The 24,880-nt window shown below is 35.1% G+C and carries 24 protein-coding genes and 2 pseudogenes; 17 read left to right on the top strand and 9 right to left on the bottom strand.

The features are described from left to right. Positions 1–260 precede the first annotated feature (260 nt). The 6 genes from ACQKNR_RS08650 to ACQKNR_RS08625 all read left to right on the top strand — a co-directional run bounded on the left by ACQKNR_RS08650 (position 261) and on the right by ACQKNR_RS08625 (position 5,279). The gene (locus tag ACQKNR_RS08650) at positions 261–1,298 is read left to right on the top strand and encodes an ArsR/SmtB family transcription factor (protein ID WP_427316981.1); all 1,038 of its coding nucleotides are present in this window, start codon (positions 261–263) and stop codon (positions 1,296–1,298) included. Positions 1,299–1,508: 210 nt separating this feature from the next. Continuing rightward, entirely contained in the window at positions 1,509–2,723 is a 1,215-nt protein-coding gene (locus tag ACQKNR_RS08645; RefSeq protein WP_427316979.1) for an MFS transporter, read from the top strand. A gap of 88 nt (positions 2,724–2,811) precedes the next feature. Next, on the top strand, positions 2,812–3,138 hold the full coding sequence (hmoA, locus tag ACQKNR_RS08640; RefSeq protein WP_070806328.1) for a heme-degrading monooxygenase HmoA: 327 nt from the start codon (positions 2,812–2,814) through the stop codon (positions 3,136–3,138). 108 nt (positions 3,139–3,246) lie between these two features. After that, entirely contained in the window at positions 3,247–3,831 is a 585-nt protein-coding gene (locus ACQKNR_RS08635) for a hypothetical protein (protein ID WP_427316978.1), read from the top strand. A gap of 86 nt (positions 3,832–3,917) precedes the next feature. Next, positions 3,918–4,622, top strand: coding sequence for a nucleotidyltransferase domain-containing protein (locus ACQKNR_RS08630; protein ID WP_427316976.1), 705 nt, complete (start codon positions 3,918–3,920; stop codon positions 4,620–4,622). Between the two features lie 237 nt (positions 4,623–4,859). Continuing rightward, on the top strand, positions 4,860–5,279 hold the full coding sequence (locus ACQKNR_RS08625) for a VOC family protein (protein ID WP_427316974.1): 420 nt from the start codon (positions 4,860–4,862) through the stop codon (positions 5,277–5,279). A gap of 142 nt (positions 5,280–5,421) precedes the next feature. Here ACQKNR_RS08625 and ACQKNR_RS08620 read toward each other — a convergent pair. Beyond that, positions 5,422–5,949 (bottom strand): annotated as a pseudogene (locus tag ACQKNR_RS08620) (hypothetical protein); the annotation flags it as partial. Between the two features lie 300 nt (positions 5,950–6,249). On the opposite strand from ACQKNR_RS08620, the gene ACQKNR_RS08615 reads away from it, so the two are divergent. Next, the gene (locus ACQKNR_RS08615; protein WP_427316972.1) at positions 6,250–7,032 is read left to right on the top strand and encodes a class I SAM-dependent methyltransferase; all 783 of its coding nucleotides are present in this window, start codon (positions 6,250–6,252) and stop codon (positions 7,030–7,032) included. 177 nt (positions 7,033–7,209) lie between these two features. Here ACQKNR_RS08615 and lsrF read toward each other — a convergent pair whose 3' ends face one another. Genes lsrF through ACQKNR_RS08595 form a run of 4 tightly spaced genes read right to left on the bottom strand, consistent with a single transcriptional unit; the run spans position 7,210 to position 10,899 of the window. Further along, complete coding sequence (lsrF, locus tag ACQKNR_RS08610) at positions 7,210–7,992, bottom strand: 3-hydroxy-5-phosphonooxypentane-2,4-dione thiolase (protein ID WP_427316971.1); 783 nt, start codon at positions 7,990–7,992, stop codon at positions 7,210–7,212. Positions 7,993–7,998: 6 nt separating this feature from the next. Next, positions 7,999–8,361: a cupin domain-containing protein gene (locus ACQKNR_RS08605; RefSeq protein WP_427316969.1), complete on the bottom strand. Its 363-nt coding sequence runs from the start codon at positions 8,359–8,361 to the stop codon at positions 7,999–8,001. A 25-nt stretch (positions 8,362–8,386) separates the two neighbouring features. Continuing rightward, positions 8,387–9,949: an autoinducer-2 kinase gene (gene lsrK / locus ACQKNR_RS08600; protein ID WP_427316967.1), complete on the bottom strand. Its 1,563-nt coding sequence runs from the start codon at positions 9,947–9,949 to the stop codon at positions 8,387–8,389. Beyond that, positions 9,949–10,899 carry a sugar-binding transcriptional regulator gene (locus ACQKNR_RS08595; RefSeq protein ID WP_427317036.1) on the bottom strand — a complete coding sequence of 317 codons (951 nt, stop codon included), beginning with the start codon at positions 10,897–10,899 and terminating at the stop codon, positions 9,949–9,951. Before ACQKNR_RS08595 ends, lsrK begins: the two co-directional genes overlap by 1 nt. A gap of 269 nt (positions 10,900–11,168) precedes the next feature. Here ACQKNR_RS08595 and ACQKNR_RS08590 point away from each other — a divergent pair, with 269 nt between their 5' ends. The 4 genes from ACQKNR_RS08590 to lsrB are packed head-to-tail and all read left to right on the top strand — an operon-like array spanning position 11,169 to position 15,626. Beyond that, on the top strand, positions 11,169–12,650 hold the full coding sequence (locus ACQKNR_RS08590; RefSeq protein WP_427316965.1) for a sugar ABC transporter ATP-binding protein: 1,482 nt from the start codon (positions 11,169–11,171) through the stop codon (positions 12,648–12,650). Then, a complete protein-coding gene (locus ACQKNR_RS08585; RefSeq protein WP_427316963.1) occupies positions 12,647–13,600 on the top strand; it encodes an ABC transporter permease subunit in 954 nt (317 codons plus the stop codon). The genes ACQKNR_RS08590 and ACQKNR_RS08585 overlap by 4 nt, the downstream gene beginning before the upstream one ends. Then, complete coding sequence (locus ACQKNR_RS08580; RefSeq protein ID WP_427316961.1) at positions 13,597–14,586, top strand: ABC transporter permease; 990 nt, start codon at positions 13,597–13,599, stop codon at positions 14,584–14,586. Before ACQKNR_RS08585 ends, ACQKNR_RS08580 begins: the two co-directional genes overlap by 4 nt. Further along, positions 14,583–15,626 carry an autoinducer 2 ABC transporter substrate-binding protein LsrB gene (gene lsrB, locus ACQKNR_RS08575; protein WP_000823652.1) on the top strand — a complete coding sequence of 348 codons (1,044 nt, stop codon included), beginning with the start codon at positions 14,583–14,585 and terminating at the stop codon, positions 15,624–15,626. The genes ACQKNR_RS08580 and lsrB overlap by 4 nt, the downstream gene beginning before the upstream one ends. A 49-nt stretch (positions 15,627–15,675) precedes the next feature. Here lsrB and ACQKNR_RS08570 read toward each other — a convergent pair whose 3' ends face one another. Continuing rightward, entirely contained in the window at positions 15,676–17,178 is a 1,503-nt protein-coding gene (locus ACQKNR_RS08570) for a malate:quinone oxidoreductase (RefSeq protein ID WP_427316958.1), read from the bottom strand. Positions 17,179–17,559: 381 nt separating this feature from the next. On the opposite strand from ACQKNR_RS08570, the gene ACQKNR_RS08565 reads away from it, so the two are divergent. Beyond that, the gene (locus tag ACQKNR_RS08565) at positions 17,560–18,606 is read left to right on the top strand and encodes a DUF2332 domain-containing protein (RefSeq protein WP_427316957.1); all 1,047 of its coding nucleotides are present in this window, start codon (positions 17,560–17,562) and stop codon (positions 18,604–18,606) included. A 49-nt stretch (positions 18,607–18,655) separates the two neighbouring features. Here ACQKNR_RS08565 and ACQKNR_RS08560 read toward each other — a convergent pair. Continuing rightward, positions 18,656–19,137, bottom strand: a pseudogene (locus ACQKNR_RS08560) (hypothetical protein). A gap of 131 nt (positions 19,138–19,268) precedes the next feature. Here ACQKNR_RS08560 and ACQKNR_RS08555 point away from each other — a divergent pair. The 5 genes from ACQKNR_RS08555 to ACQKNR_RS08535 all read left to right on the top strand — a co-directional run bounded on the left by ACQKNR_RS08555 (position 19,269) and on the right by ACQKNR_RS08535 (position 23,749). Next, on the top strand, positions 19,269–19,847 hold the full coding sequence (locus ACQKNR_RS08555; protein WP_427316955.1) for a sigma-70 family RNA polymerase sigma factor: 579 nt from the start codon (positions 19,269–19,271) through the stop codon (positions 19,845–19,847). Beyond that, a complete protein-coding gene (locus ACQKNR_RS08550) occupies positions 19,837–20,835 on the top strand; it encodes a hypothetical protein (RefSeq protein WP_427316953.1) in 999 nt (332 codons plus the stop codon). Before ACQKNR_RS08555 ends, ACQKNR_RS08550 begins: the two co-directional genes overlap by 11 nt. Positions 20,836–20,938: 103 nt before the next feature. Next, positions 20,939–21,514 carry a TetR/AcrR family transcriptional regulator gene (locus ACQKNR_RS08545; RefSeq protein ID WP_427316951.1) on the top strand — a complete coding sequence of 192 codons (576 nt, stop codon included), beginning with the start codon at positions 20,939–20,941 and terminating at the stop codon, positions 21,512–21,514. Between the two features lie 20 nt (positions 21,515–21,534). Beyond that, entirely contained in the window at positions 21,535–23,085 is a 1,551-nt protein-coding gene (locus ACQKNR_RS08540; protein WP_427316949.1) for an MFS transporter, read from the top strand. A 118-nt stretch (positions 23,086–23,203) separates the two neighbouring features. Next, a complete protein-coding gene (locus tag ACQKNR_RS08535) occupies positions 23,204–23,749 on the top strand; it encodes an NADPH-dependent FMN reductase (RefSeq protein WP_427316947.1) in 546 nt (181 codons plus the stop codon). Between the two features lie 64 nt (positions 23,750–23,813). Here ACQKNR_RS08535 and ACQKNR_RS08530 read toward each other — a convergent pair whose 3' ends face one another. Then, positions 23,814–24,299, bottom strand: a complete 486-nt coding sequence (locus ACQKNR_RS08530; protein ID WP_427316945.1) for a GNAT family N-acetyltransferase — start codon at positions 24,297–24,299, stop codon at positions 23,814–23,816. 52 nt (positions 24,300–24,351) lie between these two features. Then, the gene (locus tag ACQKNR_RS08525; RefSeq protein WP_427316943.1) at positions 24,352–24,732 is read right to left on the bottom strand and encodes a VOC family protein; all 381 of its coding nucleotides are present in this window, start codon (positions 24,730–24,732) and stop codon (positions 24,352–24,354) included. Between the last annotated feature and the right edge of the window lie 148 nt (positions 24,733–24,880).

Below are 24,880 nucleotides of genomic sequence, written 5' to 3'. Positions count from 1 at the left end.
ATTGAACAGCAGCTATTTTTTCCTCCGCAGTAAATTTGGTCATAAAAAAACACCTCCAATTGTTAGTTAGTGTCCAACAATTGGGGTGCAGTTCACAATCAAACTGCGTTTTTTTACGTTAAATCTATTTATGAAACGAAATATTTGAGTATTTGAATTTAAAATAAAACTTTTAAAATATATGAGATAATTCTAAAAAAATAGAAGGTATAATTCGATAAAAATAGAATTTAATACATAGCAAACAAGGAGGGGATAGAATGGAAGTCTTTCACGTAACGAGTAGAAAAAGGGAAACTTACAACGTTCAAATGAAATATTCGATACTTTTCGAATGTGTACTTGGCATTGCGGCAATTACTCATAAAAGGTTAATCGATACTCTTGAAAAGACTCAAAGTGAATGGGAAGAAATTAGAAAATCATTAACAAAAGAGATGAGAGAGCACTTACAGTTTGTCGAAGAACATAATACGTGGAAAGCGTTGCTTCAGTTATTGTATGAGGGAGATTTTCAGGATTTATCACAGTTTATTGCAAATATCGATTCAATTTCAGAAGAAGATTTAAAGTATATATGTTTACCGTTTTTAGGAGAAAAGTATCAAGAAAAAAGACGTTTAGCCGCAAGCGGAGACGTATCTGCAATGCATGAACTAATGGAACTGACACATGATCATCAGTTTTTCTCTGCATATATTGGCTTTATAAGTGATGTCGATGTACAAGAACTAAAGGACCATTTAATCGCCGTTATAGCAGGTTGGTATGAGAGTGTTATTAAGAAAGAGGAAATACTTTCTATATTAGAGCGAGATTATGAAGCAAAGAATGAAATGCATAAAAAGATGAAACCAGAAGAGTTTGTTGAGTGGGCGACTGGTGGAGTGAACTATATGCCAGAGCCAAGTGTTCATCACGTACTTCTTATCCCGCAAATGACGTACAGACCGTGGAATATAGAAGCTGATATTGAGGATACGAAAGTGTTTCATTATCCAGTTGCGAATGAAAGTATTCATCCTGAAGATCCGTATGAACCGAATTATTTTTTAGTTCAAAAACATAAGGCGCTTGGGGATGAAGCGAGATTACGAATTGTAAAAATGTTGTTCGAAAAAGAACGTACATTGCAGGAAATTACAGAAAGACTGCAACTAGGAAAATCGACAGTACATCATCATTTGAAATTGTTACGTTCAGCGAAGTTAGTTGATATACATGACGGAAAATATGTATTGAGAAAGAAAGCAGTGCAGTCGTTAGCGAAAGAATTAGATGTGTTTTTAAATAGATAATATACAACGAGAATGTACATAAAGTGAAACTTTAATCAGTGGGGGTTTTGTTCCTCCCACCACTGATTATTAGTTGAACCAATCGGGCTTTTATGGGCAGTTGATCCCCAAATTAACTTCTTTGCTTCCGCTGAATTTTGAGGTGGGGGTCTTACTGCCCGTTAATGCGGGATAAAGGGAGGAATTTAATAGAAAAGTTGGTGAGTTATAGTGAAGAGTGTATTAAAAAATCGTTCATTCTTTTTTATGTGGATTGGTAGTGCAATTTCAGAGTTAGGCGGGGCTTTCGGGACGTTTTGTAATTCAATTCTTGTATATGAGTTAACAGGATCGAAAACGGCATTAAGCAGTATGTGGCTACTATATTTTATCCCGTCTCTCATACTGCAGCTAATAAGTGGGCCATTTATTGATAAATGGAGCCGAAAGTGGATTATGATTTTTTCACAATGGATACGGGCATCTGTATTTTTACTACCCTTGGTGATGTTAGTTACAGGAAGTATAGAAGTTTGGCACGTTTACGTTGTTCAAATTGTAGTTGGACTTATTACGCCGCTGTATACACCTGCGAGTCAAGCAATTACACCGAGTATTGTAAGTAAAGAACAACTTCAAGATGCAAATGCGTATATTGATGGAATGACTCGTCTTATGATGTTTCTTGCGCCAGTATTAGGCGGAGTAGTAATTAATTTGATCGGAACTGAACTTACATTATCTTTCGTATGTATTAGTCTATTTGTTAGCGGGACTTTATTATTTTATATAAAAGAAAAGAGAGCAACACAAGATATTCGGAAAACGTGGCTAGAGCAGTTTCTTCATGGGTTTACATACTTTTTCACAAAACCGATTATCGTTTGGCTCGGTGTCTTTCTTACTTTCGTGCAATTTGGAGTAGGGGTAACGATGGTTACCAATCTGCCTTATATAAAAGATGAGTTGTCAGCGGGATATGCGGAGTACGGCTATTTCATGGCAGGTTTCCCACTAGGGTATGTAGTTGGATCTATACTAGTCGGAAAAGTAACATATAAAAGTCGGCGCATACTTATGCTCGGGGGATTGTTTTTAGGGGGACTCACATACATTTCGCTAGGATTTAATCATAGTATTGTAATCGCGATAATAATTGAAGTGATTGCAGGTATTTGTATTGCATTTTTCAATGTTCATAACACGACGATATGCCAACAATCAGTGCCAAATCATATGATAGGAAAAGTATTTTCAGTGCGATTATTTTTTATACGATCCGCTATGCCATTAGGTGTGTTATTAGGAGGAATACTGAGTGAAATGTGGGGAGTGAGAATATTATACTTTATTATCGGTGTGATTATATGTGTCACTTCTTTAATAGGAATATTGCTTCCGTATTTTAAATTTTTGGATGAGGCGATTGAGGAGAAGTCAGCATAATTCAAAACTTTATAATTGAAAATAATTATCATAATCAACTATAATAGAAGAATACTAGTATTCGTATTACAAAGAGGGAGTGGGATATATGTTTATTGAAACTAAGACATTTACAGTAAAAGAAGGTACATCTAATATAGTTGTAGAACGTTTCACTGGGGAAGGAATTATTGAAAAATTTGAAGGCTTCATCGACTTAAGTGTTCTCGTGAAAAAAGTAAGACGCGGAGACGAAGAAGTAGTCGTAATGATCCGCTGGGAATCTGAAGAAGCATGGAAAAACTGGGAAACAAGTGAAGAGCACTTAGCTGGACATAGAGCGAGCCGCGGGAAACCAAAACCTGATCATATCATTAACGTTGATCATGCGGTTTATTATGTGAAATCATCGAAATCGGCTTATCAACAGTCGTAATATATAATTAAAAAGAGAGGATATTTGTTTATTAATAAAACAGATATCCTCTCTTTTTTAATGTGTGGTAAAATATGGATGTGAGATATGTTTATTTTTTAGTTATAAATGGAGGCAAATAAAGTGAAAAAAATGTTATTAATGGCTGCTTTAGCAACTACATTATTATCAGCGTGTAGTGATAATGATGTGAAAGAAGAAGCATCTAAACATGCAGAAAAACGTGAAAACAGTGCAAAAATAGTAGAGCAGAAAGAGTATATCATTATTGATATGAATTATAATGAAATATTTCTAAAAGATTCTAGCTCAAATAAAGAAGATAGTGTGAAAGTAAGTCTAAGTAATTTAAACCCAACAAAATGGAAGGCACCTAAAAGAAACGGTATCCTAGATATAGGTGATCACATCTCTTTGGAAAAAGAAAAGGGTAAATATACACCTACATTAGTAAAAGATCTTGTAGGTGAAATAAAGTATGATGGTACAATTAAATATAAAATTTTAGAAGCAAATGATAAGTCAGTAAAGTGGTTTCCACTTAATAAAGAGAACAATGGAGGGTATGTTCCACCAGAGATGGTAAAAGTGGTGAATGCTTCGAAAATAAAAGCTGGAGATATTGTAACGATTCAAGATAAAACAAAAAGTAGTGAAGACGAAATTGTGTATGAACTGACAATTGTTGAATAAGTTGGAAGAGGGCTAAAGTTATAAAAAGAAGTAAAATATGTTAAAGGCACGAATAACTCCGCTAATAATATGTCTGGAGGTTACCAATGTTAGAAGCCCGAGTATCTATTAAATATGAGCAACATAAAAAATTAGTGCAAACAATTTTAATCGAATGTTTATCTATGGATAAGGTAAATGGATTCATGCTCATTGGATCTGTCGCAAGAGGCGATGCATATCCTGAATCCGATTTAGATTTATATATTCTTTTAAAGGACGGACAAAAGAAGAAATTTCATTCTGAAACAAGAAACGGTATTTTAGTTGAATACAAGTATGCTGATTTTAATCAAATACAAGTAAACTTTAAAAACAATCCTATGGAAATATACTCTTTTTTAGAAGGGGAAATTTTAATTGATAAATGCGGTGAGTTGAAAAAATTAAAGAAAATAGCTAAATATGAATTTGAAACGTACCGTGTTTCTAACGATAAAGTAAAAGTCATTTCTCATTGGTTACATAGTTCACTAATAAAAATTCAATCTGCATTGAAAGCAAACGACGAGCTAAAAGCTTCATACATAGTCCATACGTCAACTTGGACATTGATAGAAGGAATATGGGCTATTAATAATAAGCCAGTACCGCCAGCTGGATCTGTTTTGAAGTATATGCAAACATTATCTAAAGTAACAACTAATTTTGATGACTTAATAAATAAACTGTTTTTAGGAGATACGCCAGAGCGAATCTCTTCAGCAATTTTCTTGATTGAGTGGGTCTTACTCAAATTGGAGAATAGATAATATGGCTATTAAAATTGTCAACTTCTATAGGTAAATTGATATTCCGTGTCGAATTGTTCATATAATTTCATTAACTATATTCCAAATGTTGCATTTTAAAAAACGTTCTAGGTTATAGGAAAAAATATTAGACTATTAAAAAAAAGTCTTAGACTGAACACTTGAATACCTTTCCTTAAACATTTAAGTGTTATCAATATGAGTCTATATAATTTCTGTTTAAAAGGAGATGAGTGAATGAAGTTGAATCATTTGAATCTATGTGTTGATGATTTATCTGAAGCGAGACATTTCTTTGAAACATTTTTTGATTTTCAATTTTTGGAACAAAAGGGAAGGGCACTTGTAGTAATGAGTGATGAGAATGGATTTATACTCGTATTAAGTGATCCAAAAGCATTTAAGGGGAATAAGGAAGTTACGTATCCAGAAGCTTTTCACATTGGTTTTTTAGTGGAAACTGCAAGTGAAGTTGATCAAGCATATAATCGTTTAGTAGCTGGGGGGATTGAAATAGACAAGGAACCTTATTCAATGAGGGGTAGTAGTTATGGTTTTTATTTTACAATGTTTAATGGATTGTTAATTGAAGTATCTTGCCTTGACTATAGAGAAGGTAAGAAGGTTTCAAAACTTAATGGCACTCATCAAGAGTAATTGTTTGAAGGTGTATAATAGCCCCTTACCCGGTTTGGGAAGGGGCTTGTTACCATTCCATTCACTTTTTAAGGAAACACCAAAGTAAAAAAGAAGCGTCTTTTAGTCAGAAATTCAACTTATGAGACAGCTTCTTTATTTATTAATCTAACTGAAGTTCAAATTCAAGCACAGTTTGATCTTTCGTTAACGGCATACTTCGGTCTTTAAATCGTAAGCAAATTCCAGATAAATTATTAGACAGAGCAGGAGAAACAACAAATTGGTAACTCACATGTCCATCAGATCCAGTCCAACCTTCTGCCCAGCAATCGTATGCATCATTTATTGATAATTCAACGAGTGTATGTGTGTTTTTTTCATTCAGTTTTTTGTTTTTCGGATCCCATTCTTTATATAAATAAAGTACACTAGCATTTGAATATTGACGAATAAAGGTTGCGGTATACACGATTCCTTTCTGTTCATAAGTTTTTAAAACGGGTATATGTTTTTTAAACTTAGTCGGTTCAACGCGGGGTTTAAATTTTTCTTCGTCCATCATAGAGGAGAATAATGAGTTCAAATAGTCGGGATAAAATCCGTACTGTTTTGCCCAATTATAAATCACTTCATCATGTGGAAAGCCCGGATTCCCATTTGAAAGTGCTTTTCGTTCTTTTAATAGGGCGTTCGAAAGTCATTCTTTTCATAATCATTCCTCCATTTCTTTTTTTAAATAAAAGGATCCATTACAAGTACATAGTATGTGTTTGTATTTTTGTTTTCATATTTTATTATATCTGAAACAATGCTCATTTTTTTGGAATATCATCGATTAATTAAAATATTATGAAAAATAGGAAAAATGTGTGTTAAAATAAATACAGGCAACCATTTATTAACTATCGGCAGGTTAATAGAAAAAGGGTGTAAATAGTTAATATTGTTACACTTAAATGCAACTAGATAGTTAGGAGGAATAATCATAATGGATACTACACAACAAAACAGTAATGCATGGGATAAGAAGGTTGAAGAAGGTTCTAGATACACGCAACCTGTAAGTAGCGAGATTATTGAAAAAAGTAAATCAGGTGAATGGGAAATCACAGTTACTACGGAAAAATCAGTTCCTAGAGATTGGTTTCCAAAGTCATTAGAAGGATTAAAGATACTTTGTTTAGCATCAGGTGGAGGGCAACAAGCACCAGTTTTGGCTGCTGCTGGAGCAGATGTAACAGTTACTGATATATCTAAGAAGCAATTGGAACAAGATGAAAAGGTAGCGGAACGGGATGGATTAACTTTAAAAACAGTACAAGGAGATATGTCAGACCTGAGTGATTTTGAAGATGAATATTTTGATATTGTCGTAAATCCTGTTTCTAATTTGTTCGTAAAAGACGTTCATCTTGTATGGGATGAGATTTCAAGGGTTTTAAAGAATAAAGGTATTCTTATTTCTGGATTTACAAATCCTTTACTATGGATTTTTGATGACAACCAAGAACGAAAAGGTATTCTTGATGTTAAACATTCAATACCTTCATCAACATTGGGTTATTTACCAGAGGATGAAGTTCAAGATTATATCAATTCAAATCAAACAATAGAATACGCACATACTCTAGAAGACCAAATCCAAGGTCAAATTGAGGCTGGCTTTGTTATAACGGGTTTTTACGAGGATGATTTTGGTGGAATAAGGATATTAGATAAGCATATTAAAACTTTTATTGCTACAAAAGCTATAAAGTTAATGGTTGATTAAGAATTTTGGCTTGTTATACGGGGCGTTAATCGAAGAAGGGTCTTAAAAACAGTTAAGGTTCAATATATGTCAAAAAGGATGGCATTTGCCATCCTTTTCCTTGTGTATTTTGAGTGTCAAAACAAGTTTTACATCTCTTAACCGAACCGGTTATAATAAATAGTCTGTCTTTTTATATTAATTTTTCACATTTTCATATAATTGGAGCGCTTCTTTCACATTCAATCCATTTTTCACAATGCCATGTATCGCTTGAATCATCGCAGTTGGATGCTCGGATTGCCATATATTTCGGCCCATGTCCACGCCGATTGCGCCTTCTTGTAGCGCATTGTACGTAATGTTTAATGCATCTTCGATGGAATCTAGTTTTGGTCCACCGGCGATGACGACTGGGGCAGGGCATGTGCTCGTTATTTTTTCGAATCCTTCGCAGTAGTACGTTTTAATGATGTCAGCACCCATTTCAACACATACGCGGGAAGCGAGTGCTAGAAAGCGTGCTTCTCGTTTTTGTAGTTCCTTTGCGACTGCAGTAATGCCGAGTACTGGCAGGCCGTAATCGTGTGCTTCTGAAACTACGTTTGCGAGATTCGTAACCGTTTGTGTTTCATAGTCCGATCCAACGAAAACAGAAACACCGACGCCAATTGCATTTTGTTTAACTGCTTCTTTTACAGGTGTAACAATTGTTTCATTCGCTAAGTCTTTACCAACGACAGTAGCTCCACCTGATACACGCATAACCATCGGTGTGCTGCAGTTTTCAGGAATGCAGGAGCTAAGTACACCGCGAGTTAGAAAGAGGGAATCTGTATAAGGAAGTAAGTTTTTAACTGTCTCAAGTGGTTGTTCAAGTCCGTGAATTGGTCCTAAAAAGTAACCGTGATCAATCGCTAACATAACCGCTCTACCATCAGGTAAAATTGTATTTAATCGATTTTTAAATCCCCAAGTCATTCGAAATCACTCCTTCGTTAATGTTGGATTTTCCGTTTGTACGGTATCTTTATTTGGTATATGTGGTGACTTAATAAAAACAGCTTTAAAAAGTTTGTCAGAATGGTTAATAAGATAGTGAGATTCATGAGGACGAACTTGCAAGACATCACCTTGTTTAATTGGAACTCTTTCGTTATTTACATAGAAGTCAATCTCGCCTTCTAATGCATAAAAGACTTCTTCGCATGTTGTATGATAGTGATTTTGAAACTCTTGCCCAGGCTGAATGACAACAAGGCCAAGATCAACATTCGGACCTTGTATTAAATATTTCGGCCCGTTATCACCGAAGCGATAGGAGAAATCATTTTCATTCGCTTTTAACATATATTTCACTCCTTTATGTAATGTGTTACAAAGCACCAGGTGCAATCCACATATGTGAGGTGAGCCCTTTATCGGCTAAAGCGAGCTGACTGTCATACACTGTTTTCCATGTTTCATAGAACTCCTTATATAGTTCGTGATTTTCAGTGACTGGCTCGAATGTGTTTTCCCACTGTACAAACTGTTTAGCGGTTTCTTCCATCGAATTATATATTCCCGCACCAACTCCAGCAGCAATTGCAGTTCCTAACGCAGCTGCTTCTTTCACAACTGGTACTTTTACAGGAATGCCGAGTACGTCTGATAGAATTTGTGGCCATAGTTTTCCTTTGGCAGCGCCGCCAGCAAAAACGACTTCAGAAGGGAATGTACCTGTGAGATTTTCAATTCGTTTTAAGTTGCCAAGTGTAACGAAAGCGGCATTTTCTTCAATAGCGCGGAACATTTCTTTCTTCCCGCATTTGTCAGCATCTAAACTTAAATTTAAAAAAGAAGGTGCGGCATGGCGCCAAGAAATGTAGTTCATGACGTTTGAATAAATAGGGATAATGCCATGTGAGCCGACAGGTACGTCTTTCGCTTGTTCTTCTAATAATTCGTATGCATCTATACCGAGTTTTTCAGCGAATTTCTTTTCTTCTTGGCAAAAAGCATCTCGAAACCAGCGCATAACGAGGCCTGGAAAAAAGGCGATCGTTTCATATTGCCATAGGTTCGGAACGACGTGACAATTTACGCGAATGGCAGCATGTGGATCCGTTATTGGCTCTGTAATATTCACTTCTTGTTGCCAAAAACTGCCCCCGCATATTAATGTTTGATTTGGCGTAACAACTCCAGTTCCGAGTGATGCCATTTGAGCATCACCACCGCCAGCGACGACAGGAATTCCTTCACGTAATCTAGTTAATATTGCACAATCCTTTGTAACATTGCCGATCACTGTACCAGCTTCATTTACTTTTGGTGAAAATGGCAAAGTTAGACCGCACTCTTTAGCGACAGCGTTATCCCAATTTCTATTTTGTAAATCAAAAATACCGGACGTACATCCGTTTGAAGGGTCGATTTGCAGTACGCCGCTTAATTTATATAAAATCCAATCATTTAACATCGTAAAAGAATGAATAGTGCTATAGATGTTTGGTTCATGTTTTTTAATCCAAAGTAAGCGAGGTAAAGCACCTAATGAAAAAGTTTGACCAGATTTTGTATATAAATCTTCTTCGAGATGTGACCGGATTTCTTTTAGTTCACTTACTTCAGCGGATGCGCGCCCATCAACATTTGCACAGGCCCATATTTCTTGCCCATCTTTATTGTATAAAACAAATCCTTCCCGCATACTCGTTGCACTAATAGCTTGAATAGAGGAGGGAGTTACATTCGCTTTTTGCAGAACTTCTTTCGTACACTCTTGTACAAGCTGCCAGTTTTCTTTCACATCAAAATTCATAGATCCTGGATATCGAGGGTCAGATTTATGAATCCATTCTTTTTGACTTACCGCAATTTGATTACCGTGTAAATCAAAAAGAACTGCTCGAATGCTACCTGTACCAGCATCAAAAGCTAACAAAGTAGACATTATGAATCACCTTCCTTTCGTAATAAGGAGAGAGCAGTTTCCTCATCAGTAATTAATGTATGAATAAAATTCCCTTTTAAAGCCCCAAAAATGGCGTCTATCTTTTGAGTGCCTCCAGCAACACCGACAACATGTTTCATATTGCGAAGAATTGAGAGCGGTGTGCCAATTAGGCGATTGTGATGCGGAAGCTCTAATAAATCACCATTCGTATTATAAAATTGTCCTAAAATATCACCAGCACCGTTTTGGCTACGAATATATGTCATTTCACGTAGTGTTAATTTTTCTTCTTTCACAATAGTGGCATCTTGAGATAAACCACCAATACCGACAACTGCCGTTTGAGCAAGTGAAGCGACATGCAGCATATCCTTCACACTCGGTTCTGATAGAATGCTTTGTGCCATTTCAGTTGTAGATGCTAGAAAAGGAGTAGGGATAATATGAAGGTCTCCTTGCATGTAGTGTAAATAGTTTTGTTTTCTTGGGAGATAGTGGTTTACTCCGCCTGTTAGCGTTACGATTGAAAGGTTAATAGAACTTTCAAAATGAATGTTTTCTAGCATTTTGCTAATTGTTTCTCCCCAGCCGATGCCGAGTAAATCGCCGTGTTGGAGCTGGGTTTCTAAATATTGTGCAGCAGCTTTTCCGAGAGAAGAGGCATAATTGTCTATTGGAGTAGGGATAATGAAAGCATCTTTTAATTGGAATTTTTTTATAAGATCACGCTCAATGCTTAAACAATGTAAACCAGTGCCTTTTACGTGAAATGTAACGATTCCTTCACTCCGCGCTTTATCTAATAACCGAACAACTTTATTTCTTGAAATGTGAAGAAGGGAAGCAATCTCCTGTTGGGTGAGTTGATCTTTATAATAGTACCAAGCTATTTTTGTTAATAAATTTTCTTCAAAGTTCAGCTGTGACATACTCTTCATCCCTTTCAACAATTGACCAATGCTTAAACATATGTGCCACATATTTTGTTTATTCCAGTTGAACCAATCGGGCGTTTACGGACAGTTGATCTCCCACCTAACTTCTTTGTTCAAGCCGAAATTTGAGGTGGGAGTCATACTGTCCGTTAATGCGGGATAAATAGTCCGGTGAAAAAAGTGTTCTAGATATGAAAAAAGGAATATACAATGCTACAAAACAAGTAGAACAAAAAATCATTTTCTCAAAAAATGTTCTGCATAAAGGCAGGTGACATCATTTGGAGAACGAGCCCTTATTACAAGTAAAGAAAATGAGTAAGGCGTTTTTAAATCAACTTGTACTAAAAGAAGTGAACTTACAATTAGAGCGTGGTGATCTATACGCTTTAGTTGGAGGAAATGGTGCTGGAAAATCAACATTAATGAAAATATTAACTGGGTTATATTCGTATGATGGTGGAGAAATGTATGTAAAAGGAAAGAGGAAACAGTTTTCAAATCCAAAAGAAGCACATCGAGAAGGGATTTATTTAATCCCACAAGAACCACTCATTTTTCCGCATATGACCATTGAAGAAAATATAAGTATCGGACTAAACGGGAAGAGAAAGGAACGAAAAGTAAAGATTCAGCAATTGATTGACAGTTTAGGGTGGGATATTGACCTTTATGAGTTAGGAGCATCATTATCCATTGCGCAGCAACAATTAGTAGAAATCGTTAGGGGATTAATACGAGAAGCCGAGATTCTTATTTTAGATGAGCCAACATCGACATTAACAACTCACGAAATGAAGAGTCTTTTTGTGCTGATGAAAAGTTTGCAAGAACAAGGAATTGGGATGATATATATTACGCATCGCTTCCCAGAAATCTTTGAAATAGCCAACAAAGTAGCGATATTGCGTGATGGAATGATTGTAAGCCAAGGGGATGTATGTGACTATACATATGACAGGCTGATGGAGGGGCTATTGCCAAAAGGGTATAAACAGGAAGAAAAAAGAGAAATAGTTCAAGAGACAGAAAGGACGAAAAAAATATTAGAAGTAACGAATGTGACTAGTCACGCATTCGAAAATATATCGCTAACTGTACATGCTGGTGAGATTGTAGGTATTGCTGGCATTGTTGGATCAGGTAGAACAGAATTAGCAGAAGCGATTTTTGGATTGAAAACTATAAAATCAGGTTCTATTTTATTAGAAGGAAAATCAATAGATACATGCTCTTTGCATAAAAGGCTAGGTGAAGGACTAGTTTATGTGCCAGAAGATAGGGCGAGAAATGGGATTTTCTCAATTGCATCTGTAAAAGAAAATATGACAGCAGCATATTTACATCAGAAAAGTCGATTCTTTATAAATCGAGAAAAAGAAAGCGCTTTAGTGAATTCGTATATAGAACAGTTTCGAATAGTTGTACCAAACATGAATGAAGAACTAGCAAGTTTATCAGGAGGTAATCAGCAAAAAGTCGTACTTGCGAAATATCTCGCATGTAATCCTAAAATCATTATTCTTGATGAACCAACTCGCGGAATTGATGCGAAAGCAAGGCTTGAAGTATATGAGACGATAGAAAAAATGAAAAGGGAAGGACTCGCCATATTATTCATTTCTTCAGATGTTGAGGAAATTGTCCAATTAGCAAACCGTGTATATGTAATGAGAAATGGGCAATTTGCTTCTCATTTGGAGAAAGAACAAATAAGTATAGATGAAGTTACACGTCTTGCATATGGAGGTGTAACAGAATGAAGCGTATGTTTAAAATGCATGAAACGTCTATCATACTGTTACTACTAATTTATATAGCCATTGTCGGAATGATAAATCCTAGTTTTGTTCAGTTTAACTCGTTATCTTTAATGATGAAATCAAGCGTTATTTTAGTTGTGCTAGCAATTGGTCAATCTTTCGTCTTATTTACGAAAAATATAGACGTATCAGTTGGTTCTAGTATGGGATTATGCGCAGCGGTTTGCGGAATGATGTTAACGAACGGATATAGTGCATTCTTGTCGATCGTTGCTGCTATTATACTTGGCGCTATTATCGGTTTTGTAAATGGGATTGGAGTTGCAAAGTTTCAGGTACCAGCCATTATTATGACATTAGGCATGCTAGGAATGATTAGGGGTGCAATGTTAATCTTCACGGGCGGGAAGTGGATTGAAGATATTCCAAACGATTTTAAGCAGCTGTCATCTATCGTCATTTTTGGCTTGCCGATAACTGTATGGCTCGTTCTTATTATTTTATTACTACTATATTTCTTTTTAATGAAAGTACCATACGGAAGGTACTTCTATGCGGCAGGTGACAATGAAGACGGTGCGAGACTCATTGGGATACCTGTAAATAAAGTGAAGATATATGCGTTTATTATATCGGGCATAAGTGCAGCACTCGCTGGTTGCATATTTGTTATGAATATCGGGTTCGTTCCAAATCAAACAGGTACAGGGCTTGAATTACAGGTTATTGCAGCTGCTGTGCTTGGGGGAATTCATTTAAAAGGGGGAACAGGATCTATTTTTGGAGCCGCTTTAGGAGGGTTATTTTTAGAAGTAATAAGTAGTTCACTCGTCTTTTTAAAAATACCAGCATTTTGGAATAATGCTATTTCAGGTTTTTTATTATTACTTATCATCATATTAGATAGTGTAATGAAAAAGTGGAAAGCAGAAAGGAGGATGAATCTATGAAGTATTTTTACAGATGGGAAGGTGTTCTAATCGTATTACTTCTTATTGAATTCATTCTCTTTAGTTTTTTAAATAGTGATTTCTTAAACATTAGTAATCTCCTTTTTAGTACAAATGATTTTCTATTTATAGCAATCGCTGCAATACCAATGACTTTCGTTATTGTAACAGGAGGAATTGACGTATCGGTTGGCTCGATAATGGGATTAACTTCGATTTTAATCGGTGTACTTTGGATGAACGGAATACCTATTTTGCTCGCTGTCATAATAGCTCTTATAATAAGTAGTTTAGCAGGCGCTTTAAATGGACTTATTATAAAAATGACAGATGTAGAACCACTCGTCGTTACACTCGGAACGATGTTTTTATACGGAGGGATTGCACTCGTTATTTCAGGAGGTTCAGGTGCTTCCGGATATGAAGGAATCAGTGGTTTACCTGACGCTTATGTACAACTGGCAAATGGCAGTTTTATAGGAATACCTAATTTACTATGGATCCTTATTGTATTAACCGTTTTATGCACTGTTTTGTTTCATCGTACTATATATGGGCGCCACGTAAAATTAACAGGGGCGAATGAAAATACGGCAAAATACACTGGGATCAAAACGAAGAAAGTAGTCATCATTGCTTACATACTTTCTGGGTTAGGAGGTGGATTAGGGGGAGCTTTCTTAACTGCATATTTCGGTTCCGCACGTGCTGATATTGGAAGTGAAACAATTTTACCAATAATTACGGCAGTCGTATTAGGCGGAACACTTATTACAGGTGGAAAAGGTAGTATTTTTGGTACTGTACTTGCTAGTATTTTCATTGGACTTATGCAGTATGGTCTACAAATGACAGGTTTAACAAATGAACAATCTAATGTAGTAATTGGTATTATCCTTATTCTTTCAGTTATTATGAGACATTTCAAATTACATCATTTCACAATGGGGAAAAGAAGGAATTTGCATAAGGGGGAAATGTCATGAAGAGAAAATTAGGGATTGTATTAATTGTATGTATTTGTTTAATCGGATTAATTGCTTGTTCTAGTCAAACGGCAGATAAGAAAAAAGCTGATGATGTAAAATTTGCATTCATCCCGAAATTAACGGGAGTTGGTTTCTTCACATCAGGCGGTGAAGGGGCAAAAGAGATGGGGGATAAGCTAGGCGTACAAGTGAAATATGATGGACCGTCTGAAGCGAGTGTATCTGGTCAAGTAAAATATATAAACAATTTCATTAACCAAAACTATGATGCACTTATGGTTTCTTCGACGTCGGTGGATGGCCTCTCGCAATCATTGCAACGCGCTAAGAAAAAAGGGATGACTGTTTTAACGTGGGATTCTGATGTGAACCCGAAAGACCGTTCTTTTTATATAAGTCAAGGAACACCAGATCAACTTGCTAATTTATTGATTGAAATGACTTCAAAGCAAATTGGAGATAAAGGAAAAGTAGCATTCTTTTATTCAAGCCCGACAGTTACAGATCAAAACCAATGGGTAACGAAGGCGAAAGAGATTATTAAAAAGAAATATCCGAACTGGGAAATTGTAACGACGCAGTACGGTGAAAATAATGCGCAAAAATCTTTATCAGTAGGGGAGAACATTTTAAAAACGTATCCAGATATTAACGCAGTCATTTGTCCTGATGCAACGGCACTTCCAGCAATGGCACAAGCAGCTGAAAACTTAAAAATGGATAAAAAAGTAGTCGTAACAGGATTTTCCACACCGAATGTTATGCGTGATTATGTAAAACGAGGAACAGTACAACAATTCGGATTATGGGATGTAAAACAACAAGGTGCATTGGCAACTTATGTTGCAAATGAAATAGTAGTAAAAGGGAAGAAGTTAAAAGTAGGGGATAGCTTCGAAGTAAAGGGAATTGGTAAAGTGAAAGTAGAGCCAAACTCTATTCAAGGATATGATTACGAGGCAGAAGGAAACGGAATTATCGTATTACCAGAACGAGTCGTATTTACGAAAGATAATATTGATAAGTATAATTTTTAGTAGAGAAATAAAAACGTCCGAATATATCGGACGTTTTTTAATTTCTTCATTAATTATGAACCGTTTCTTTTTCGTTTAATCCAAGTGTACGTCCTGTAGAAGTGTGAAGATCTTGGAACAATCTTGGATTTTCTGTAAGTGAAATGCCATAAGAAGGAATCATTTCTTTTATTTTTTCTTCCCATCCTAACATACGGTCAGGGAAACATTTTTCTAATACTTCAAGCATTACGTGAACGGCAGTAGAAGCACCTGGTGAAGCACCTAGTAATGCAGCGATTGAGCCGTCAGAGGCACTGACAACTTCAGTACCGAATTGAAGTGTTCCTTTCCCGCCAGCGTCAGTATCTTTAATTACTTGTACACGTTGTCCTGCAACTACAATATCCCAATCTTCACTTTTCGCGTTCGGAATAAATTCGCGTAATTCTTCCATGCGTTTTTCGTGTGATAACATAACTTGCTGAATTAAGTATTTTGTTAGTCCCATTTCTTTTACACCAGCAGCTAACATCGTTAAGACGTTATTCGGCTTAACAGAACCGATTAAGTCAAGGTTTGAACCAGTTTTTAAGAATTTAGGTGAGAATCCAGCGAAAGGTCCAAACAGTAAAGCTTTTTTATTGTCTATATATCTCGTATCCAGATGAGGAACAGACATTGGCGGAGCACCAACTTTAGCCTTACCGTATACTTTTGCATGATGTTGCTCAATCACTTTTTGATTTTTACATACCATAAATAGTCCACTTACTGGGAATCCACCGATATGTTTTGATTCAGGAATACCAGTTTTTTGTAGTAGAGGTAGACTACCACCACCACCGCCAATAAAGACGAATTTTGCAGTATGATGCTCGATTTTACCACTATTCATATCGTGTACTTTCACTTCCCACAAACCATTCTTTGTGCGCTTAATATTTTCGACACTATGTTTGTAGTTTAGCTCGACATTTTTAGTTTTTAAGTAATCAAACAACATGCGTGTTAACGCACCAAAATTAACATCTGTTCCAGAATCAATTTTTGTTGCAGCCATCGGTTCATTAGATGTACGACCTTCCATAATAAGAGGAAGCCATTTTTTTAATGTTTCAGGAGCGTCAGAAAATTCCATTCCTTGAAACAGCGGATTTTTTGAAAGCGCTTCAAAACGGTTTTTTAGAAACTCTACATTTTTTTCCCCTTGTACTAAACTCATATGAGGTAGTGGCATAATAAAATCTTGTGGATTACGAATTAATTTGCTTTTTACAAGATATGCCCAAAATTGTCTTGAAAGCTGGAATTGCTCATTCACTTTTACAGCCTTATTAATATCTATAGATCCGTCGGATTTTTCGGAAGTATAGTTTAGTTCGCATAGCGCAGAATGCCCTGTACCTGCATTATTCCACTCGTTAGAGCTTTCTTCCCCGGCACTTGCGAGTTTTTCAAAAACTTTAATTTCCCATTCTGGTGCTAATTCTTTTAGTAATGAGCCTAACGTTGCACTCATAATTCCTGCACCAATTAAGATAACGTCTGTTTTTTGCTGCATGTTGCTCATGATAATCTCTCCATCCCCTATATTGGCAAAAAAGAGTAGGTGTTTTTTATATCTAAGCCGTAAAATTGAAAACACCGCCTAGGCCCCACCTAGGTGTATACCTTTTTTGTCTCAATTATATAACCATCTCATACTCTATTATAATAATTAATAGACTAAAATATCTAGTGTTATCTGATAATTTTAAACTATTTAACGTTTTATTTAGCAAAAATCTTATTTATCAAGCTCTTTTAAGTTAATAAATAGAAAAAAATTACAGTTTGAAATTATCTCGAAAAAGCTTACGTATCCATAAGTTGGTAGAAAGGATACCTTTTTATGGAATTTTATTTTCGGTAATGATAAAATTATTCAGAAAACTTAAAGGGAGGGGTATTTATGCGTACACAAGAACAAATCGCGAACTTATTTCGAAACTTTTCTATTAAGGAATGTAAAGGATCAAGTGATTTATACGAATATTTATCAATAAAAATTGCTGAAGATGAGGAAGTACTTACACTATCTTCCTACGCTCAAGCAGGCCAGCCAATCCCGAACGTATTATTAGGTGCAGTACATTATTTATTGTTACAAGGAAAAGAACATCATTTAAAAACGTATTATAGTAGTTTAGTTGAAAATGCTGCTACAAATTTAGATAAATCTTTTTATCACTTTAAAGATTTCTGTAAAGAGTACCGAGAAGAAATCATTACTTTGTTACAAACGAAACTCGTTCAAACGAATGAAGTAAGACGATGTGCATACTTATATCCAAGTTTTTGCTACATATTTAACAAAGTGAATAAACCATTAGCGTTAATTGAAATCGGTACAAGCTCGGGATTACAACTATTCTGGGACCAATATCGTTATTCGTACGGAACGGATGAAATGTATGGAAATATGAATTCGAACGTTCATTTAACTTCTGAAATAAGAGGGGAGAATGTGCCCCATTTTCTAAAAGAAAGTCCATCTGTCATAGAAAGAATTGGACTAGATTTACATGTGAATGACTTACATAATGAGGAAGATTATTTATGGTTACGTGCACTAATTTGGCCGGAACATAAAGAAAGGCTTGAAATGTTTGATCAAGCTGCATCTTTAGTGAAAAATGAGTCAGTACAATTAATAGAAGGAGACGGTGTAGAATTGTTGCCATCCATCATTGAACAAATAAGTAGAGATGCTGTGATCTGCATTTTCCATACACACGTCGCAAATCAAATACCTGAACAAGTAAAACGTAAGCTAGAAAAACAAATTCAAGAAATCGGCGCAAAACGTGATGTGTTCCACCTATATAACAACATGTGGGATCGTGACCTTCATATTGATTATTATATTAACGGAAACGAATATCGTGAAACGGTTGGGAAAACTGAAGGGCATGGTAGATGGTTTAGTTGGAAGCTTGGGAATGAGTCGTTTTGTTAAGTTAATATCTTTACAAAAACAAAAATAGCTGATGGAAATATTCCATTAGCTATTTTTCATTAAACCCATTGGGAGTCCAAGTAGCGATTTCATTACCAGGTGCAGCAACTACAAGCTAATCCTCACATTGGACACCAGCTTGCCAACATTCATAATTATCATGAAAACCATTTACAAAAAAATTTGTCCGCTCTCTAATGTAATAATTAAATGAGGGTTTTCTATGCCGAGTTGTATATCGGTCACTTTTTGTCTTCTCATTTCAAATATTTTCTCATTTTCTTCATCCTCAGAATAATCCTCAAATTCATCTTCATTAGACGGGTACCTTTTTGGGGGATTATTAAATAAACCCCATTTCGATTCGATGTTGACATATAATTGCCCACTATAATCAACTGCATCTTCAAAATTTGTAAAATGAATCTTTATAGTGACTGGAGAAATACAAAATTGCAATCCCACAACTTGTGCTCCTACGAAGAGATTTTTTAATACTTTTTCAGCGTGAATTTTATCCTCTTTATTCATTCTTAAAATTATCCTTACAATAAAAATATATCTTATATTTTTATTGTAATAAATAAATTTTTGTGTAAAATGAACCTTTTGTGAGAAACGGGCGAATATAGTGTGAAAGATCATGAGAGGGGAACGTAATTTTGGATGAAGTAGAATTAAAAGAATGGCTATATAAAATGGAGTCCGGGGACCAAGAAGCCTTTCAGGTTATTTATAAATACACCTGTAAAGATATTTATAGAACGGTAGTATTTTTAGTAGGGAGTCAAAATCAAGATGTTGACGATATAGTTAATGAGGTGTACATCAAAATATGGAGGTCCGTGACAAATTATGATATGAACCGTTCCTTTCAGTTTTGGTTGCATGGTATCGTTGTAAAACAAGTGCAAGATTGGCGTCGTAAATCGTGGCGGCGATTTCGAATCTTTGAAAAGAAGAAAATGTATGAGCAAGATCGTTCTTACATATTGGACGAGAGTATTTTACATAAAGAAACACGTGGTGAACTAGTAGAAGTTATACAACGATTATCGTATAAACATCGTGAAGTTGTTATTATGCGTTACTTCCATGAATATAGCTTGGATGAAATTTCCGCACTTCTTCAAATCCCTGTTGGTACAGTGAAATCTCGATTACATACAGCTCTAAAACGATTAAGAACAGAAATGGAGCATATGCCAGCCATAAGGGAGGGAGAAGTAAATGGATTTTGAAAAATATATAACGAATGAATTGAAAAGAAAAGCAGAGACACTCGATCCCGCTACTAATCTAGAAGATAAAGTACAAACCTCTTTTCATAAATACCAACAAATGAAAAAGGGAGGGAAAACTTCTATGAAGAAAAAATTATTACTTGGCTTTGTAGCTGCTGCTGTTCTTATACCAACTGGTACTTATGCGGGTACAACAATAATTGATAAAATTGTAGGTACACCAGAAGAAGCAAAAAAAGATATGGGGATGTCAGAGGACGGTTATACGGGGTTAATGGAGAGGATAGAAGTTGCTAAAAAACTATTTGCAAAAGAGGACTTTGAAAAATATGTAGAGTTATTACAAGAAACATATCATTTTTATAAAAAAGTTAGTGTCGTAGAGAACGGAGAAAGAAAACATACGGCTATAGGTCGTTTGAATGCTGATGAAGAAAAAAGAGATAGTGAGGTAATGGAAGAGCTAAACAAATATGAAGAAAGGTTAGATCAACATTTTACATATACATTTGAACAAGCTGAACAAATAACTGGTTTTCCAATAAAGCACCCCACATATATTCCTTCTGGGTATCAAGTAGTATTTGAAGAAGCAAAAGCGAATGCAACGGTGGGAAAACCAATCCCTCTAATTACGATGAGATATGAAGATCGTAATGTGAAAAAAAAGCCATCTACATCGAATGCGGAATTAGGATTTACAATTCATCAATTAGAAATACTTGAAGATGATAAAAAAGATTATTTTATTGAAGAACCGTTTGATAAAGCAACTGAAAAAGGACCAAATTTTTATAAAGACATTAAAACATATAAATTAAAAGGATATGATATTATATTCGGTGAGTATAAAGAGTCAAATGTACGGGCTATGAAAATAGTGATACCTGCAAAAGAAGGAAGAAATGCATATCAAGTGTATATAAACGATAGTATGTTATCTAAAAAAGAGCTTGAGAAAGTTTTACTTTCGGTGGTTGAATAGATAATGAAATTTCAGAAAAATGAAAGTAACCAGTTACTTTCATTTTTCTTTCGTGATAATATGTTAGTAATCACTTACTTACATATTGATTGGAGGAATAAAGATGGGGAAATTAACAGCGCGAGAAAAAGTTATGGAAGCTGCTACTTTATTATTTGGTGAAAAAGGATATACAGCGACAACAATTCGTGAAGTGGCAGAAAAAGCAGGAGTAAGCGAATTAACGATATTCCGTAATTTTAAAAATAAGGAAAATCTATTTAGAGAGAGTATTATTTTACGGACGACACCAGTGGCTTTGTTAGAGGAAATTGAAGAGCAATTTACTGGTGATTTACATAAGGACCTTACGAAAGTGGCAGAAACATATATTCAAACCAATTTGCCAAAGCTAAACTATATTTGGGCTGCGTTAATAGAATCAAGACAAAATAGTGAAATGAAAACATTACTACATGAATTGAATTCACATTTAGTGGATCACCTAGAAAAATATTTAAAGCAACTTGGTGAGAAGGGACACATTTCCCCGTGTAATTACCGTTTAATAGCGAATATGTTTTACGGACAACTGTTTTTATACATTATGAATGTTAGTATATCGGAAGAAGAAATTCAGTTAGAAGAGTATATAGAGACATGTGTAAATTTATTTATGAAGGGGATTTTAAATATATAAAACGAATAGGGGTGGCGGAAATGAGGAACACATTTGCATTAATAGCTTTAATTGCAGGCTTTTTTATGGCAATTTTAGATTCAAATATTGTTAATATCGCATTACCAGAAATGACAAAGACATTTCATACTTCAATTGATACCATTTCTTGGATTGCTAATAGTTATAATGTTGCCTTTGTATCCTGTTTGTTAATTGCAGCACGTCTTGCGGACCAGTTTGGTCGCAAGAAGCTGTATATTATTGGTTTATTAGGGTTTTCTTTTAGCTCACTCTTGTGTGGAATCGCTACTTCTTTTCAAGCATTAGTTGTCTTTAGGGTAATACAAGGTGTTTCAGCCGCAATCATCGCACCTGTTGCAATGCCTTTAGGTCTTAATTTAGTACCGAAAGAGAAACAAGGTATGATAGGCGGTATTATGGGAGCTTTCGGGGGATTAGCAGCGGCAATTGGGCCTTCACTCGGAGGGATTTTAACTGATAAATTGAATTGGAGCTGGGTGTTTTTTATTAATGTCCCAGTTGGTATAGTATCTTTCATCTTCGTGATTCTTTGTATTAAAGAATCGTATGATCATACTACAAGCTCTAAAATAGATTGGGCAGGTATGATTACTTCTGCATCTGCACTATGCTTACTTGTATATGCACTCATACAAGTAAATACAAATCATTTCAGCACGATAAGCTTAATTCTTCTTTTTATGCTCTCATTAATAAGTTTTATATTATTTTTCATTATCGAAAAGAAAAGTAATAATCCAATGTTACCTTTAAAGTTTTTTTCATATAAAGCGTTTTCAATTTCAAATCTTTCCTTATTTTTCGTTGGTATGGGATTAATGAATTTTTTATTTATACTTGCTTTTTATTTTGTTCAAGTAGAAGGAATGTCTGAGCTACAGTCAGGCTTAATTATTAGTACTTTAGCAATTGTATCTATGGTTGTTACTGGAGTAGTAACACCAATTGCAGCAAAGCGAGGTAGTGTACTAATAGGTAGTATAGGTATGATTGCTTTTATCATAGCTTCGTATTTATTTAGTCAGATAGATTCAAATTTTACTACATGGGATTATATATGGCGATTAGTGATCGTTGGAATTGGAACTGGTTGTACTTTAGCACCGTATACAACAATTGCGGTTTTAAGTGTGCCGGGTGAAAAATCAGGTGTTGCTTCAAGTGTATGTAATATCTCTAGAACGGTCGGAAGTATTGTAGGGGTAGCAATACTGGCCCTGTTTTTGAATCATCAATTGTTAGTTGAAAAAGAAATAGTAAATAGGGAAGTAATGACTGTGATTGAAAAAAGTAATTTAACAAATATAGAAAGAGAACAAGTGTTGCAAGCGATGAAAGGAATTGATAAAAATCAATACAGTATATTAAAGTCTGAAGAGGGGAACAAGTTATACAAGCAGATGAAGCAACAAAATAAACAAGGAATTGTATATAGTTTTAATAAAACATTTTTAATGGGTTCAGTTATTTTTACTTTAGCGCTCATTTGTAATGTAGTTGGTATGTATGTAAGTAGGAGAAGAGGTACAATTTCGTTAAAAGGTTAGTTTCATTTCATAATATTATTATGTAAACAAAATTAGAGAATGTACACCTAACTAAATAGTTCAATATTTTTGATTTTTCTTTAGTTACAAAAGTATAGTATTCGTAGGAGGGAACCATATGAGTAAACACAAAAAAATTATAGCGATTTCAGGCAGTATTAGGGAAGGATCATCCAATACAAACATATTAAAAGCTTTAGCAGCATTTATTCCAGATGAAGTAGATTACACTATTTATAAAGGAATAGAGGAACTTCCTCATTTCAATCCGGATGTAGATCGAGTGGGAGCACCGGTTGTTGTTGAAGAGTTTCGAAAGACAGTAAGTGAATCGCATGCACTGATTATTTGTACACCAGAGTACGCAAAAGGTATACCAGGAGTTTTAAAAAATGCATTAGAATGGCTTGTTTCATCAGCGGAACTATATAAAAAACCAGTGGCTATCATAACAGCTTCACCGTCAATTACGGGAGGGGATAAAGCCCATGAATCTTTGTTACTTACACTGGGTATGATTGATACAGTTGTCGTTCAAAATGGTTCGTTATTAATCCCATCTGTGCGTACTAAATTTAGTGATGATGCAAAAGTTACAGATGAGGATACAAAGCAAGCTCTTATTTCTTTAATTCAAAGTATAGTAGACGAAATAAGGGGATAATGATTTGTTTTATAAAAAGGCAATGCTACAAGTATTTCGAATGTAGCATCGCCTTTTTAAATAGTTACATATATTTACTTAAAATCTCTCCAGGCAACCCATCAATCTCACAAACTTTCTCAGATGTAAAACCGACGTTTAATAAAATTTTGCGAGAGGGGATATTGTTCGGGTCGATAATTGCTTTTAGCACGTTTACATTTGTCTGTTTCGCTATATTCATTAATTCCTTTGCAATTGCACTACCATACCTTTTTCCCCAGCACTCTGGCAAAAGCATATATCCAATTTCAGCTTCTTTTACATTATCCTCATTCACCGTTACATGCCCAAGACCGATGTATTCATTTGTAACAGAATCATACACTTTGTAGGAGCCGAATAGTTGATGTTTTTCATTACGCTTTAACAATCTTTTAAAGTCATTTTGCGCCTCTTTTAACGGAATGGCACGCTGAGTAATTTGCGCCATCACTTCTTCATTTGATACGAGCTGGAAATATAAATTGAAATCTGTTGCTTCAAATTTATTAAAGTATAGCTTTTGCATAATATTCCTCCAAACTTATTTTCATTTGTTCTTCAGAAAAGAAAAAGGTAAGTTAAATCGTAATTTCAATTTGATTGCCTTCCGGATCGCTTATTACACTTTCATAATAGCCGTCTCCAGTAAAACGAGGTCCATTTAATAGTGGATAACCAGCATCTTTTAACTTGTTTGTCAGTTCCTTCACACGTTCTTCACTACCGACAGAGAAAGCCATATGTGCATAGCCAGTTATATTAAGGTTAGGCTGGTTTTCTATACCTTTTTTACGCATTAGTTCAAGCCTTGCTCCAGATTCGAACGTAATAAAATAAGATTCAAATTGTTTCGCTTCATTTTGGTATATAGAGTTTGTTTTACCGTTAAAGTATTCCATATAAAAATCACGCATTAATTCTAAGTCATTTACCCAAATTGCGATATGTTCAATTTTCATAGGTTTCACCTTTCCTAACTTAACTAATTAGGCTTCCACTGTATAAAAATTGTATTTACATTGCAAGAAATTTGATTTGGTGTCAAATGTGAATTGTTAATTTTTGGTTGTTTGCGTACATACAATATGTAATTAAGTGAGTGCACTA

The organism is Bacillus sp. NPDC094077, assembly GCF_050279465.1.
Classification (GTDB): Bacteria; Bacillota; Bacilli; order Bacillales; family Bacillaceae_G; genus Bacillus_A.
Note: the sequence above shows the minus strand (reverse complement) of the source record. Positions and strands in the feature narration are given on the sequence as shown.